This is a genomic window from Arthrobacter sp. P2b (genome assembly GCF_900168295.1).
Classification (GTDB): domain Bacteria; phylum Actinomycetota; class Actinomycetes; order Actinomycetales; family Micrococcaceae; genus Arthrobacter.
The window spans coordinates 112,761-127,432 of record NZ_FVZL01000007.1; the positions used below are offsets into that span (position 1 = coordinate 112,761).

The 14,672-nt window shown below is 66.4% G+C and carries 11 protein-coding genes; 4 read left to right on the plus strand and 7 right to left on the minus strand.

The annotated features are described in order from the left end of the window. Positions 1-279 precede the first annotated feature (279 nt). Both B5520_RS13230 and B5520_RS13235 read right to left on the minus strand, forming a co-directional pair. Positions 280-1,224 carry a carbohydrate ABC transporter permease gene (locus B5520_RS13230; protein WP_079597531.1) on the minus strand — a complete coding sequence of 315 codons (945 nt, stop codon included), beginning with the start codon at positions 1,222-1,224 and terminating at the stop codon, positions 280-282. After that, the gene (locus B5520_RS13235; RefSeq protein WP_079597532.1) at positions 1,214-2,158 is read right to left on the minus strand and encodes a carbohydrate ABC transporter permease; all 945 of its coding nucleotides are present in this window, start codon (positions 2,156-2,158) and stop codon (positions 1,214-1,216) included. Before B5520_RS13235 ends, B5520_RS13230 begins: the two co-directional genes overlap by 11 nt. Positions 2,159-2,534: 376 nt before the next feature. On the opposite strand from B5520_RS13235, the gene B5520_RS13240 reads away from it, so the two are divergent. From B5520_RS13240 to B5520_RS13255, 4 genes are all read left to right on the plus strand, one after another. Continuing rightward, a complete protein-coding gene (locus B5520_RS13240) occupies positions 2,535-3,803 on the plus strand; it encodes an ABC transporter substrate-binding protein (RefSeq protein ID WP_079597533.1) in 1,269 nt (422 codons plus the stop codon). Between the two features lie 87 nt (positions 3,804-3,890). After that, on the plus strand, positions 3,891-5,039 hold the full coding sequence (locus tag B5520_RS13245; protein WP_079597534.1) for an acetylxylan esterase: 1,149 nt from the start codon (positions 3,891-3,893) through the stop codon (positions 5,037-5,039). 16 nt (positions 5,040-5,055) lie between these two features. After that, a complete protein-coding gene (locus B5520_RS13250) occupies positions 5,056-7,131 on the plus strand; it encodes a DUF6807 family protein (RefSeq protein ID WP_079597535.1) in 2,076 nt (691 codons plus the stop codon). Continuing rightward, a complete protein-coding gene (locus B5520_RS13255; protein WP_079597536.1) occupies positions 7,128-8,246 on the plus strand; it encodes a M24 family metallopeptidase in 1,119 nt (372 codons plus the stop codon). The genes B5520_RS13250 and B5520_RS13255 overlap by 4 nt, the downstream gene beginning before the upstream one ends. 318 nt (positions 8,247-8,564) lie before the next feature. Here the strand turns inward: B5520_RS13255 and B5520_RS13260 are convergent, their stop codons facing one another. Genes B5520_RS13260 through B5520_RS13280 form a run of 5 tightly spaced genes read right to left on the minus strand, consistent with a single transcriptional unit; the run spans position 8,565 to position 14,492 of the window. Beyond that, positions 8,565-10,016, minus strand: a complete 1,452-nt coding sequence (locus B5520_RS13260) for an aldehyde dehydrogenase (NADP(+)) (protein WP_079597537.1) — start codon at positions 10,014-10,016, stop codon at positions 8,565-8,567. 26 nt (positions 10,017-10,042) lie between these two features. Then, complete coding sequence (locus B5520_RS13265) at positions 10,043-11,146, minus strand: mandelate racemase/muconate lactonizing enzyme family protein (RefSeq protein WP_079597538.1); 1,104 nt, start codon at positions 11,144-11,146, stop codon at positions 10,043-10,045. Next, positions 11,146-12,051, minus strand: a complete 906-nt coding sequence (locus tag B5520_RS13270) for a 5-dehydro-4-deoxyglucarate dehydratase (RefSeq protein WP_079597539.1) — start codon at positions 12,049-12,051, stop codon at positions 11,146-11,148. The genes B5520_RS13265 and B5520_RS13270 overlap by 1 nt, the downstream gene beginning before the upstream one ends. After that, a complete protein-coding gene (locus B5520_RS13275; RefSeq protein WP_079597540.1) occupies positions 12,048-13,013 on the minus strand; it encodes an NAD-dependent epimerase/dehydratase family protein in 966 nt (321 codons plus the stop codon). The genes B5520_RS13270 and B5520_RS13275 overlap by 4 nt, the downstream gene beginning before the upstream one ends. Before the next feature lie 30 nt (positions 13,014-13,043). After that, on the minus strand, positions 13,044-14,492 hold the full coding sequence (locus B5520_RS13280; protein ID WP_079597541.1) for a Gfo/Idh/MocA family oxidoreductase: 1,449 nt from the start codon (positions 14,490-14,492) through the stop codon (positions 13,044-13,046). Positions 14,493-14,672: the final 180 nt, after the last annotated feature.

Sequence of the window (14,672 nt, forward strand, 5' to 3'; positions counted from 1 at the left end):
TCTTCTTTGATCTAGGTGCTGGGGATGGTTTGCTTCGGGTGCTGTTGTTGCAGGGTTTCAGTATTCATTGATGCTGGGGCAGTTAGCGGGAAAACGCTTTCTGCACCTAATGCTACAAGTGAAGAACTTGTATTACAAGGAGTTGGAGAGGGCAAATTTACGGGTGGTTTCGTTCCGGCAGCCCAACGGCCCGTCGCGAGGACGGGCCGTCGGGTTGCGCTGCAGGTGCTCCGGAAAGCCGCCTAATCGCGGCGCCCGGCAGGTCCTGCAAAGTGCAGGTTACTTGATGCCGGTGGTGGCGATGCCCTTGATGAGGAACCGCTGGCCAAAGAGGAAGACCAGGAAGACCGGCAGCAGGGACACGATGGACATCGCGAACAGCGATCCCCAGCTGGTGGCGGACTGCGAGTCCACAAAGGCGCGCAGTGCCACGGGGACGGTGAACATGTCCGGGTCCGTCAGGTAGATCAGGGCCCCGAAGAAGTCGTTCCAGGTCCAGATGAAGGTGAAGATGGTGGTGGTGGCCAGGGCCGGGACCATCAGCGGGAGGATGACCCGCAGGAAGATGCGGGGGTGGCCGGCGCCGTCGATTCGGGCCGCTTCATCCAGTTCGCGCGGGATGCCGCGGATGAACTGGACCATCAGGAAGACGAAGAACGCTTCGGTGGCCAGCAGTTTGGGCACGATCAGCGGCCAGAAGGTGTTCACCCAGCCGATCTGCGAGAACAGGATGTACTGCGGAACGATGACCACGTGGAACGGCAGCATGATGGTCAGCAGCATGATGCCGAAGAACAGCTTCTTGCCGGTGAACTGCAGCCGGGCGAAAGCATAGGCGGCCATGGAGCAGGAGATCAGGTTGCCCAGGATCGAGCCGATCACCACGATGGCGGAGTTGATCATGTAGTGCCCGAACGGGTGGGTCAGGGCGGACCAGCCGTCCGTGTAGTTGCTCATCTCCAGGCTGTCGAGCCAGAGCCCGGGTTCGCGGAAGATCAGTTCGTTTGCCCGCAGCGAGGAGACGATCATCCACAGCAGCGGGTAGATCATCAGGCCGCCGGCAAGGATCAGGATGGCGTGCTTCGTCAGTGCTTTACCGCGCTGGGCCCTGCTGAAGGCGAGGGTGCCGCGGGACTCGCGGACCTTGGGCTTGCGGTGGTTCGTAGGCTTGCCCGGCCCTGACTTCTTGTCCGGGGTGGGCAGCGTCTCCAGCTTAGTCGTCATAGAAAACCCAATACTTAGAAGCGATGAAGTTGATGGCGGTGAAGACACCGATGATGACCAGCAGGAACCACGCCATGGCGGAGGCGTAGCCCATGTCGAACTGGCCGAACCCCTTTTGGTAGAGGTACAGGGTGAAGAACATCGTGGAGTCGGACGGACCGCCGTTGCCGCCGGAGACGATGAACGCCTGGGTGAACGACTGGAACGAACCGATGATCTGCAGCACCAGGTTGAAGAAGAGGATGGGACTCAGCATCGGCATGGTGATCCGCCAGAACTGCTGCAGCGTGGTGGCGCCGTCAACCTTTGCGGCCTCGTAGTACATCACCGGAATCTGCCGCAGGCCGGCCAGGAAGATGATCATGGGGGCGCCGAAGGTCCACACGTGGAGCAGGATGATCGATCCGAGCGCGGTGCTGGGATCGGAGATCCAGCCCGGGCCCTGGATGCCGAACATCGCCAGGACCTGGTTGACCAGGCCGGTGGTGCCGAAGATCTGCTTCCACAGGATGGCAACGGCCACCGAACCACCCAGCAGGGACGGCAAGTAAAACACGGAGCGGTAGAACGGCAGTCCGCGCAGGCCTTTATCCAGGACCAGGGCGATCAGCAGTGCCACGGCCAGCTGCAGCGGAACGCCGACCAGGACGTAGGTGAACGTTACGCCGAGCGAGTTGTGCAGCCGGGCATCGGTCAGCATGCGGGTGAAGTTGTCCAGGCCCACCCATTCCGGGGGCTGGAGCAGGTTGTAGTCCGTGAAGGACAGGTACAGGGACATGATCATGGGCCCGATGGTGATGGCCACAAGGCCCACCAGCCACGGCAGAAGGAAGATATAGGCGGCCTTGTTATCCCGGCCGTTCGCCTTCTTTTCCTCGGCGGAGAGTTTGCCCTTGCGGCGGGAAATCGAGCTGAGCTCGCTGATGGCGCTCACCGCAGTTGCCCCGTCCCGTTCAGGCCCGCTGCTGCCGGCGCATGCGCCGGGCGCGGTGTCCTGGGTATGTGTTTTGCGGCCATGTTGTCTCCTTTGGTCATCGTGGCCTCCACGTTCTTGGTTATCGCCGGGGCGATGTGTTCGAGCACCTTGCGGCTCCGGGGTCCCGCCGCAACAGCGTCAGGAGTGCGTGGTCCGGATGCCGCCGGTGGTGTTGGTCAAAAAGCGGCTCCGTACCAAAGTAAACGGTTTCTTGACTCCTGTATAGCCCTTTGTTAGTTTTTGAGAAAACGCTTTCTTGTTACGCGCATCACCCAACACTAGATCACACAACCTGAGGGGCAGGACAATGCGGTTTCGTCTCAAAAAGTCAGTAATGGGGGTGGCCGGCGCAACAGCGGCGATGGCCCTGGTTCTCACCGGATGCGGCAGCAGCCCGGAGACCGGAAAGGTGGGGACTGTCGAAGATCCTGTCACCATCCGGTTTGCCTGGTGGGGCAACGATTCCCGCGCCAAAACCACCCTGGAGGTCATTAAGGACTTCGAGGCCGCGAACCCCACCATCAAGGTCCAGGGCGAAAACACCGAGTTCAGCTCCTACTGGGACAAGATGGCCACCCAGATCGCCGGCGGCACCACACCGGATGTTTTCGCCATGAGCGGCGCCTACCCCAGCGAATATGCCACCCGCGGCGTCCTGCTGGACCTGGACAAGGTCAAGGACCAGATCGACACCTCCAAGTTTGCCGAAGGGACGGTGGACCTCGGCAAAATCGACGGGAAGCAGTACACCATCACGGCCGGCGTTAACGCCATGTCCATGGTGATCGACCCGAAAGTCTTCGAGGCTGCCGGAGTGGAGCTGCCCGACGACGAGACCTGGACCTGGGACGACTACGCGGACATCGCCGCCGAGATTACCCGGAAGTCTCCTGCGGGAACATTCGGAACCACCCCGATGACCAACGACTCGTTCCTCGCGGTGTGGGCACGCCAGCACGGCGAGGACCTCTACACGGATGACGGCAAGAAGCTGGGCATCAGCGAGGACACCGCCACAAAGTGGTTCGAGATGAACAAGAAGCTGATGGATACCGGCGGCGCACCCTCGGCCTCCCAGACTGTCGAGGACAACTCAGCCCAGCCGGAGCTGACGCTGATGGGCCAGGGCAAGCAGGGCATGAAGATCTCCTGGAGCAACCAGATGAACTCCTACTCGGGTTCACCCCTGGTCATGATGAAACTGCCGAACGAGAGCAAGCAGCCCGGCACCTGGCTGCGCTCCTCCATGGAATACGCCATCTCCTCCAAGTCGGCACACCCCAAGGAAGCAGCCATGTTCATCAACTACCTGGTGAACAACGAGGACGCGGCCACCAAGATCAAGAGCGACCGCGGCATGCCCGCCAACACCGATCTTAAGGCCGCCATCACACCCCTGCTGAAGGAATCCCAGCAGAAGGAAGCGGAATACCTGGACCGCGTCGCTGAGATGAAGATCGAACCGCCGCTGCCCTTCCCCGCCGGATCGTCAGCCACCATGGAGGTCATCAACCGGCTCACCACGGATGTCCTGTTTGGAAAGACATCACCGCGGGACGCCGCCAAGAGCTTCATCCAAGAGGTCAACTCGAACCTGGGCTGATCCCCGTACAGCAGATCAGAGCAGGCAGGCAGCAGCCGGACGCCCAACAAGCAGCTTCAACCAATCACAACCAGAGGAGGCAGGACAGTGAGTGCCGATACGCGCCCTGCACGCCCCAGTGCCATTGCCGGTTACGAGGACTGGCCTGCCTACGTCCGCCAACACCCGCGTTACCGTGCCGCCACCGCCGCGGCCCAGGAACTCTCGGACGCGCTGGGCGTGCCCGCTGTGTCCCGCCTTCAGGAGGTGACGGTCCAGTGGGAAGAAACGTACGACGGCGTCACCACCTCCCAGCTCAGCTGGCAGTTGGGCTTTGGGCCGGCAACCACCGGCTGGCTGGTCAGGCCTGCGGACTCCGCGGGCCCGCTGCCCGGAGTCCTCGCGCTGCACTGCCACGGCGGGAACAAGTTTGGCGGTGCGGACCGGCTGGTGGAGCTTCCAACGAACCATCCCTCTGCCGAGGCCGCCCGCGCCGGCCATTATGACGGACACGCCCTCGCCACCGAGACTGCCCGCAGGGGCTTTGCCGTCCTGGCCCATGACAGCTTCGCCTGGGGCAGCCGCCGCTTCGACCTCTCCACTCCCCCATGGCGGACCGCGTCCGCGCTGGAGGCGCGGCGGGCGCAGTGGCGGGAGGACGGCGTCGTGCCTTCCGAGGCGGACGACTACAACGCCTCGGCCGCGTTCCACGAAGACACTGTTGCCAAAACAGCCGGGCTTCTAGGCACCAGCCTGGCCGGTATGGTGGCCCACGACGACCTCGCCGCGCTGGACATCCTGGCCGGACTGCCAGGAGTGGACGCAGACCGCCTGGGCTGCGTCGGCTTCTCTGGCGGCGGGGGCCGGTCGCTTGCCCTGGCCGTACTCAGCCCACGGATCCGGGCGTCGGTGGTGACGTGCATGATGACCACGTTCCAGTCGCTCCTGCCCGCGTACCTGGACGCCCACTCCTGGCTGCTCCAAACGCCCGGGCTGTGGAAACTGGGCGATTGGCCTGAACTGACTGCCCGGTCAGATGCCGGCTTCCTGGTGCAATACGCGCTGGCCGATGAGCTGTTCCCGGAGGACGGGATGCGGCAGGCCCACCGGGTGCTGGAAACGCTGCACCGCGACGGGAAGTACATCGGAGCCTTCTGGCCCGGCGGCCACGTCTTCACTACGGCAATGCAGGAAGAAGCCATCGATTTCCTGGCCGGCGCCCTGCACCTCAAGACTCCATTCACTACAGCCCTTTAGCCTCAAGGACCCTTTGATGACTCAGCAATCCGCCACCGCGGAACACGGCAGCAGCCCCCGCCACGCCGCGCCTTTACCGGCCGCCGTGCCGCGTATCGCCCTGGTGGGCGTCCACGGCTTCGGCGAACGGCACCTGGCCAACCTCGCCCGGCTGGAGGAGGCCGGCGCCGTCGAACTGGTCGCCGTCGCTGACCCCAACCCTCCGGAGCCGGGCAAACTCGCGGAATCTGTTGCCGTCTTCCCCGACCTGGACGGGCTGCTCGCAGCCCAGCCGGGAGCCGACGTCGTCATCCTTGCCACCCCTATCCAGACGCACGCGCCGCTGGCCGTCGCAGCCCTCCGGGCAGGCATGGACGTCTACGTTGAAAAGCCCCCGGTAGCGTCGCTGGCCCAGTTCAACGAGGTCCTGGCAGCCGCCGAGGCAGCAGGCAAACTGGTCCAGGTAGGCTTCCAAAGCCTGGGGTCCCACGCCCTGCCCGCCATCCGGGACCTCGTTGAGTCAGGCGGCATCGGGGATGTCCTGGGCCTGAGCGCCAAGGGCCAGTGGGCGCGGAACAAGGCATACTTCAAACGCTCGCGCTGGGCCGGGAAGCGCAGCCTGGACGGCATCGACGTTGTGGACGGCGTGGCCACCAACGCGCTGGCGCACGCAGTCGCCACGGCCCTGCACATGGCCGGGGCACACACGCTTGCGGACGTCGCATCGGTGGACACGGACCTTTACCGCGCAAACGAAACCGAGAGTGACGACACCTCGGCGATCCGGGTCCGCACCGCCCACGGCACCACCCTTCTCTGCGGCCTGACCCTCTGTGCTCCGGAACAGCTGGATCCCTCGGTCACCGTGCACGGCACCCGGGGCGAGATCACCCTGTTCTACACAAAGGACGAGGTGGTCATCACCACCCCGGACGGCGAGCGCCGGGAAAGCTTCGGTCGGACGGACCTGCTCGAAAACCTCCTGGAGGCCCGCGCCACGGGTGCTCCACTTCTGTGCTCGCTGCCGGACACCGGCGCCTTCACCACGGTGATGGAAGCCATCCGCACCGCCCCGGCGCCGCAGGCCATCGGTCCGGACCACATCAGCTGGGAGGGCGACAGTGACGACGCCCATCCCGTGGTCCTCGGCATCGCAAACCTGATTGACCGCGCTGCCAAGGCGCAGGCAACCTTCGCCGAACTTGGCGTCCCATGGGCACGCGCCCTTCCGCCGGTCCGCTCGCTGACCGTGGACGGGCGTGCGGTGGCGGATTACCAGGACGGCAGCCGCATCCGTGCCGTTTCCTCGCCGCGGCCCTACCTGCACCCCGTCCGCACGCTGGCCGGCACCGTGGTGACCAACCACCAGCCGTTTGACCATGTGTGGCACCTGGGCGCGGGCGTGGCGCTGCAGGACGTGGACGGCATCAACTTCTGGGGCGGCAGGACTTATACGCGCGAAGCCGGGCAGTACGTCTGGCGGCGCGACCACGGCAGCATCTCCGTCACCGAAACTGTCCTGGAGCAGACCGCCGCCGTGTCCGGCGGCTCCGCCGGCAGGCTGCAGGAGACGCTCAGCTGGAACGGACCCGACGGCAAGCCCGTCCTCGCGGAAGACCGGTCCTGGCGCTGGCAGGGCATCACCCCAAGGGTGTGGGCCCTGTCCCTCGAGTTCACCCTCTCCCCCGCCGGCACCAACCCGGTCAGCCTGGGCAGCCCCGGCTCCAACGGCCGCCATGAGGGTGGCTACGGCGGCTTCTTCTGGCGGCTGCCGGAGTGCCGCAGCGCTGCTGTTTGGACCCCCGTGGGCACCGGCGAATCGGGAGTGCACGGCAGCGTGGCGCGCTGGCTCGCCTGGTCTGGAAAGTTCGGCCCGGGAACGGCCGACGGCGAGGCCACCCTGGTTTTCGTTGCTTCCGACGGCTCCACGGACCCCTGGTTCGTCCGCTTGGAAGGGTATCCCGGCGTGGGCCAGTCGCTCGCCTGGGACACTCCCGTCATCGCCGAACCCGGCAACCCGGTCCGGCGCAAAATTTTCGTCTTGATTGCCGACGGCATCCTGAACACCACCGACATCGAAGCTTTGATCAACCAACAGGGGGACCTCTCATGACCCAGACAACAGCCGCCGCTCCGCCGGCCCTCCGCGTATCACCGGCATCAGCGGCGGACCGGGAGGTCAAGCGCCGCCGGGTCCTGGGCATCCTTGACGCCGCCGGCCGGGACTCGCTGCTCCTGACAACGCACACGGCACTGACCTGGTACCTGGACGGCAGCCGGGTCCACATCAGCCTGGCGGGCGATCCCATCGCCGCGGTGCTGGTGGACCGCGACGGCGACCACCTGGTGACCTTCAACAACGAAGCCGGGCGTATCGCCGCCGAGGAGCTCCCGGCCGGGGTCTCCCTGCACACCGTTCCCTGGTACGGAAACCTGCACGAGGCTGCCGCCGCCGTCGGCTCTTCCCCTGCCGGAGCCCAGGATCCGCTGGTGGAAGCGGACGTCGCGTCCGAGCTGCGCGCCGCCCGCCAGCAGCTGCTTCCCGCCGAAAGCGCCCGCTACGCCTTCCTCAGCGCCGAACTGGCGGCCATCATGACCGATGTGCTGTCCACCGCACGGCCGGACACCACGGAATTTGAGCTGGTGTCCGCCCTGGCGGAACGGGTGGTGGCGGCAGGAGCGGAACCGCTGGTCCTGCTGTGCAACGGCAGTTCCCGCAGCACGTTCCGCCACCCGCTGGCCACCCATTCCCCCCTTGGCCGCCGCGCGATGGCCGTGGTCTGCGCGCGCCGGGACGGCCTGGTTGCCAACATCACCCGCTGGGTGCGGTTCGACGCCGGCACCCTGGAGGAGCGGGACGCGGAGTCCCGGATCGCCGCAGTGGAGGCGGACATCTTCGACGCCACGGTCCCGGGCGCGCGGCTGGACCGTATTTTCGCCGAAATTCAGGCATCGTACGTACGTCACGGCTTCGGCGCCGACCAGTGGGAACAGCACCACCAGGGCGGCCCCGCCGGTTATGCGGGCCGGGACCCCAGGGTCACCTCCGCGGTGGCGGACACGGTGGTCCTGGGCCAGACCTTCACCTGGAACCCCTCCGGTCCCGGAGTCAAGATCGAGGACACCGTGCAGCTCACGGAGTCCGGCCTGCAGGTCCTCACGGTGGACCCCCGCTGGCCGGTGGCCATCGTGAACGGACTGCAGCGCCCCGTCACGCTGCAGTTGTAAACCTCTCTCACGTGATGCCGGTTTCTCCCCGATCCTCTCTCACTAGTCGCTCCGGCCGGGGCGGCACGTGAGGGGGCGTCGGGCTGGACGTACGACGGCGTCACGTCTGGCAGCCTTTTGGCCCACCACAGGCGCCGCTCCCCCGCCAAACCGGGCCGCCGTCGTTGTGCGCTTGCCAAAAGCCGGCGCTGCGTGACGCCCGCCGGCCGAGCAGCACTCCGGACGTCCTGCCGCTTACACTGAAACGCTCTATCACTCTCCTAAAGAAAGTGATAGAGCGTTTGAGTTTAAGCGGCGTTGAGTGCGAGAGCGTTACAGCTACGGCAGCACGAGTTCACCGTCCACGCGGCGCGGGATGCGCAGCGGGTTGGCCTCGTGCAGCGCCGGGTGCAGCACCGTTTCCGGGGCGTCCTGGTAGGCGACCGGCCGCTGGAACCTGCGCACCGCCGTCGCGCCCACCGAGGTAAAGAGGGACGTGGTGGCCGGGTACGGGCCGCCGTGCTGCTGGGCCCAGTTGACGGCGACGCCGGTTGGCCAGCCGTCGAACAGGACCCGGCCGGCCAGCCCGGACAGCTGCTCCACGAGCGCTGTGATGTCCTCGCCGGACTGGGCGTGGAGGGTGGCTGTCAGGCTGCCCGGCACCTTGGCCAGCACGGCCGACAGTTCGGCCTGGTCCGTGTATTCGATCAGCATGGTGGTGGGTCCGAAGCACTCTTCGAGCAGTTGCTCCGGGTTCTCCAGCACCTTCGCAGCGGAGGTCGAGAAGACCACCGGCGCTGCACCGTTGGCTGCGGCGTCCTGGTCCACGCTGCCGCTGACCACGTCCACCCCGGGCACCGACGCAAAGCTGCGGAGCCCATCCGGGTATGCCTCGGCGATCCTGCTGGTGAGCATACCGACGGCGGGCTTGTCCTTGCTGGCCTCCGCCACTTCCGCGGCAAAGGAGGTTCCTGCCGGAATGAAGACCAAACCCGGCTTGGTGCAGAACTGCCCCGCACCAAGCGTGAACGAGCCTGCCAGGCCCGCCGCGAGCTGGCCGCTGCGTTCCGCCAGTGCTGCAGCGGTGATGACCACTGGATTGAGGCTGCCCAGTTCCCCGTAGAACGGAATGGGATCGGGGCGGGAGGTTGCGAGGTCGAACAAGGCACGGCCGCCGGGGATGGATCCAGTGAACCCCACGGCCTTGATGGCCGGGTCCTGGACCAGGGCGGTGCCCACCTCACGGCCGCTGACCAGCGCAAACAGGCCTTCCGGCGCTCCTGCGGCGCCGAGGGCATCAGCCACGATTTCCGCTGTCCGCTCGGACAGGCGCAGGTGGCCGGAGTGGGCCTTGACGATGACCGAGCAGCCCACGGCCAGGGCAGAGGCGGTGTCACCTCCGGCCACCGAGAAGGCGAACGGGAAGTTGGAGGCGGAAAAGACTGCCACCGGACCGATGGGCCGCAGGATGCGGCGGAGGTCGGGCTTGGGCGGGGTGGAGGCCGGGTCCGCGTGATCGATGATGGCCTCGAGGTAGGAGCCTTCGGTGATCACGCGGGCGAAGAGTCGCAGCTGGCCGGAGGTCCGGGCCACCTCGCCGGTCAGCCGCGGGGCGCCAAGGCTGGTCTCCGAATCCGCAATGTCCACCAGTTCGGCAGCGTTGGCATCCAGCGCGTCAGCTACTGCCGTGAGCCAGGCAGCGCGTTCGGCATCCGGTGCGGCGGCGGAAATCGTGGCTGCCTGGGTGGCGGCGGCAGTGAGTTCGGACAGGGAAAGCGTTGCAGTTGTCACTCAGGTACCTGTTCTTTGTCTGTAGTTTAAAGTTCGTCCCGGAACCGGAAGCCGAGGCCCGGCTGGCCGGCCAGGGTTGCCCGGCTGTCGCTGAACCGCACGGGAGAGGGCCCGTCCAGGATGCCGAGCTGTTCGAAGGATGCTTCTTCCACGTCCTCCACGAGTGTGGGCTCCGCCAGGGTGAGCGCCAGCTGCCCGGAAAGTTCCGGCAGCAGGTGGGGCATCACCCGGATGCTGTTGGTCCGCGCCAGCTCGACAATCCGCCGGAACGGGGTAATCCCGCCCACCCGGATGATGTTGGGCTGGATGATGTCCACCGCCTCGGCGTCGATGAAATCGCGGAAGCGGTAGATGGTGTGCAGGTTTTCGCCGAGCGCGATGGGCACAGGTGAATGCTTGCGGAGCCTGCGGTATGCCCACAGGTCGTCGGCGCGGATGGGTTCCTCCAGCCACTCCAGCCCGAAGCCGGACAGGACATCCAGGGCGCGGAGGGTGGTAGGGAGGTCCCAACGCTGGTTGGCGTCAATCATCAGCTTCCGGTCGGGCCCCAGAACGGAGCGGACCGCGGCCACCCGTTCAGCGTCCTCCCGGATATCGGGCTTGCCCACCTTGATCTTTACCGCCTGGTGCCCGGCCGCAACCCACCGCTCAACCTGGGCAACGAGCTCTTCAAGGGTGTAGTGCAGGTTCACCCCGGACCCGTACACCTCCGCCGATTCCTGCCGCTGGCCCAGGAGCCCGGCCACGGATGTCTGGGAACGGCGGGCCTGCAGGTCCCACAGGGCAAGGTCGACGCCGGCCATGGCGATGGTGGTCAGTCCCCCGCCGCCGGCCTCGTGCAGGCGCTTCCACAGCGCGTCCCAGACCGTCTCCGGATTGGCAGGCAGCCCGGTGACAAACGGGGCGATGTCGTAGTCCAGCAGCGCCTTGACGGCCTGCGGGCCGATGGTGGGCGTCCATGAAAAACCGTGCCCCGCGCCGCCGTCGTCCGTGCGGATTTCGGTGACGATCACGTGGTTCTCGGGTGCCTCGACGCCCCAGCTTCTGCGCAGCGGGACGGTGATGAGCCGGGAGGTCAGGCCAGTGATGCGGGGAACGGTGCGGACGGCTACGGCCGCCGGGGCGCTCATCAGCGGCCGGCCAGCTCGTAGCCCTTGGCGAGGATGGACTTCAGCTGCACCAGCTGCTCCTCGGTGGGGTCCACCAGCGGCGGGCGCACGGAGCCTACCGGCAGCCTGCCCAGGCGCAGGCCGGCCTTGATCAGCGAAACGCCGAAGCCCGGGGTCTGGTCGCGGAGGCGGACCAGGGGCGCGTAGAAGCCTTCGAGCAGGGCGTTGCGGCGCTCCTCGTCGCCGGCCATGTAGGCGTCGTAGTAGGCCTTGGCGATCTCCGGGGCCATGGCGAAGGCGGCCGAGGAGTAGAGCGGGATGCCGAGGCCGCGGTAGGCGCCCTGCGTCAGTTCCGCGGTGAGCAGTCCGTTGAAGAAGGCGAAGTCCTCCCGGCCGGTGGCCTTGACGGCGGACACAATCTCCTGGGCAAGGCCCACGTCCCCTAGCCCGTCCTTGAAGCCGACCACCTTCGGGTTGGCCGCCAGGCGGGCCATGGAAGCGGCCGTGAACTTGGCGTTGCCGCGGTGGTAGACGATCACCGGCAGGCTGCTGGCGGCAGCGACTGCTTCGATGTAGGCCACCAGTCCGTCCGTGGGTCCGGTGACCAGGTACGGCGGCAGGACCAGGAGGGCGTCCGCGCCGGCTTCTTCCGCGGCGCGGGCGGCTGCAAGGGCGTGGCCAAGCGGACCACCGGCGCCGGCTACTACCGGGACTTTTCCTGCCACAACCTCGACGGCGGCAGTCACCACGGTGCGGACCTCCTCGATGCTGAGGGCGTGGAATTCACCGGTTCCGCAGGCGGGGAACACACCGCCGGGCCCGAACGGGAGCCGGGAGCTGATGTGTTCCTTCAGCAGCTCTACGTCAACGGCACCTTCGGCCGTGAACGGAGTGACGGGAAAGAACAGTACGCCGTCGAATTTCATGATGTCTCCTTGGTTCCGCTGCCGGCACTGACCAGCGCGGAGGTCTCGTCGTTGAGGGTGGGATGGGACTTGAGTTCCGTGCGCCAGCTGCGCGTGGGCTGCCAGCCCAGGAGTTCCTGGGCTTTGGCGATGGAGAAGGCGGGGCTGGTGCCGGTCAGCCCGGCACTGAGGGCTTCACTTCCGGGCAGGAACCTGGGCATCAGTTCGGCGAGGGGCGCCGTGGCGAGGGCGTCGGCCGCGCCCACGAAGAAGGTTTCCCCGTTGGGAATGGAGTCCATCTTCTGCAGCAGCAGGTCCAGGAAATCCGCCACGTCCCGGGCATCCACGTAGTTGAACAAGGCCGGGGCGGATAGCGCCGGATCGGCCAGCCGCTCGGCAAGGGTGTGGCCCTGCTGCGTCGGTGCGCCGTCCCACTCCTCCGGTGAGATCACGTAGCAGGGGCGGAAGGCGGCGTAGCGGATCTTCTCCCCCTGCGCGGCAGCGAACATCTGCACGGTCTGCTCGGCGATGAGCTTGGACAGAGCGTAGGCATTCCACGGCCGCGGCGTGGTCCGCTCGTCAAGCGGGAACGCCGCCGGCAACCAGCCGGCGGGCGAACCGTAGCCGAGGACCGTGGGGCTGCTGGCCGTCACGATCTTCGGCACTCCCAGTTCCGTCGCGGCGCTGACCACGGCGAAGGCGAGCCGGGTGTTGGTGGCGAAGATGACGTCCTCGGGCGCGCTGAACGGAACCGCGATCGCCGCAAGGTGGATGACGGCGTCGGGCCTGGTCTCGCGGAGGAGCCGCAGTGCCTCCCCCGGGGCAAGGAGGTCTGCCGTTTCCTGCACGACGCCGGCCGGCAGCTGATCGGCCGGCACGGCGTCCCGGTCCACCGAGATGACGTGGTGGCCGGCTTCTGCAAGCCCCGCCACCACACTGCGTCCCAGCCGGCCGGAGCCACCGGTGACGAAAATCCTGCTCATATTGGTTCCTTTAGGTTTTCAGGCAGCGGACTAGGCGCCGCGTCGAAGGTCGACGCCGAGGTCCAGGTCCTCGATGCGGACGGGCAGGGACGATTCAAGCGAGCGGTTCCCGGCGATGCCCACGGAGACGGAGCGCAGTCCGTCCAGGTAACCGGACGGACGGCCCAGGGGGTCTTCACCCGGCCCGTTGAAGAGGTCCGAGAGGAGGAGCTCGTCCCCGCCGCCGTGGCCTCCTTCGCCGTTGACGATCGGCACCTCGTAGGCAGCTTCCCAGTGGCGCTGGACCACGAGGCGTTCACCGTTGCGGCGGATGGCGTCGTCTTCCTCGACGGGGGTTGCGCTCGGGTCCACCACGGTCTTTTTGTCCGTGCTGCTGGTGACGGCGGCGCGTTCCACCACTTCGAGTTCGGCGCGGCCTTCGGTGCCGTTGACCGCCACGCGGTAGCCCTCCCAGGGGCTGTGTGCGTTCAATGAGTAGCTCAGGCGCGGGCCGCCCTGGTATTCCACAACCAGCGCGAGGTTGTCCTCAATGGTGATGCCGCCGGTGAAGACGTCCTGGTCCCGGCGGTATCCGTCGTAGTGCTCGTTGTCCAGGAAGAGGGCCTTGAGCCGCTCGTCTTCGCGGAGGTCCAGCGTGAACGGGTCCTTCTCTGCGGTGGCCGGGGCGTCGGCGCTGGGAGTGCCGCGTTCGGGACGGGGGCCCAGGCCGCGTTCGGCGGCGTTCTTGTCGCCGTAGAACTTCAATCCGCCGGAGGCGAAGACGCGTTCGGGGACGTCATCGATCCACCAGTTGACCAGGTCGAAGTGGTGGGAGGCCTTGTGGATCAGCAGGCCGCCGGAGTTCTTCTTTTCGCGGTGCCAGCGGCGGAAGTAGTCAGCCCCGTGGACGGTATCCAGGACCCAGCTGAAGTCGATGGAGGTAACCTTGCCGATCACACCGCTCTGGATGATTTCCTTGAGGGCGCTGTTCCGCGGCGAGTAGCGGTAGTTGAAAGTGACCACCACGTTGCGGCCGGTCTCGTGCACGGCCTGGGTAATGCGCCGGCAGCCCTCGGCGTCGATGGTGAGCGGCTTTTCCACCACAACGTCGGCCCCTGCACGGAGCGCTTCAACAATGTAGTCGGCGTGGGTGTAGTCCGGCGTGGTCACCACCACGCGGTCGATGTTGTTGGCCTGGATGAAGGCGGTGAGATCTGCGGGATCGAACGAAGCAACGGGACCCGGCGCACCCAGTTCCTGGATGAGCTTCTGGTAGAACTCCACGCGCCCGGGATTCACGTCGGAGAAGGCGACCAGCTCTGCGGTGTGGGCGTAGTTGCCGAAGATTGCCCGGATGTACATTTCCGAGCGGCCGCCGGTGCCGATCAAGGCAATGCGGGCTTTACCGCCGGCTGCGGCAGCAGCGCCCACAGTTGCGGCGGTGTCCGGAGCAGCTGTTGCCGCCCCTGCAGCAGAACTGGATTCGGCTGTGTTGACCATGAGGGGTCCCTTTCGAAAGCTGATACCCGGCCGCCCGGCGGCCTCTGACGTTCGACAATCGGTGCAATGCTGCACCTTGCCCAAGAAAGCGTTTTCTCAGGTCGCTATAAGATTTGTACCAAGGGGATTGTGCATCCGTCAACCATTATCAGCATTGGGAGAAAACGGTTTCCAGTCCGG

Excerpts from the sequence above, each read along its gene's own strand:
- B5520_RS13270 (WP_079597539.1), bottom strand. The coding sequence starts at position 12,051 with ATGAAATTCGACGGCGTACTGTTCTTTCCCGTCACTCCGTTCACGGCC.
- B5520_RS13240 (WP_079597533.1), top strand. The coding sequence starts at position 2,535 with ATGGGGGTGGCCGGCGCAACAGCGGCGATGGCCCTGGTTCTCACCGGA.
- B5520_RS13275 (WP_079597540.1), bottom strand. The coding sequence starts at position 13,013 with ATGAGCAGGATTTTCGTCACCGGTGGCTCCGGCCGGCTGGGACGCAGT.
- B5520_RS13230 (WP_079597531.1), bottom strand. The coding sequence starts at position 1,224 with ATGACGACTAAGCTGGAGACGCTGCCCACCCCGGACAAGAAGTCAGGG.
- B5520_RS13280 (WP_079597541.1), bottom strand. The coding sequence starts at position 14,492 with ATGGTCAACACAGCCGAATCCAGTTCTGCTGCAGGGGCGGCAACAGCT.
- B5520_RS13250 (WP_079597535.1), top strand. The coding sequence starts at position 5,056 with ATGACTCAGCAATCCGCCACCGCGGAACACGGCAGCAGCCCCCGCCAC.
- B5520_RS13255 (WP_079597536.1), top strand. The coding sequence starts at position 7,128 with ATGACCCAGACAACAGCCGCCGCTCCGCCGGCCCTCCGCGTATCACCG.
- B5520_RS13265 (WP_079597538.1), bottom strand. The coding sequence starts at position 11,146 with ATGAGCGCCCCGGCGGCCGTAGCCGTCCGCACCGTTCCCCGCATCACT.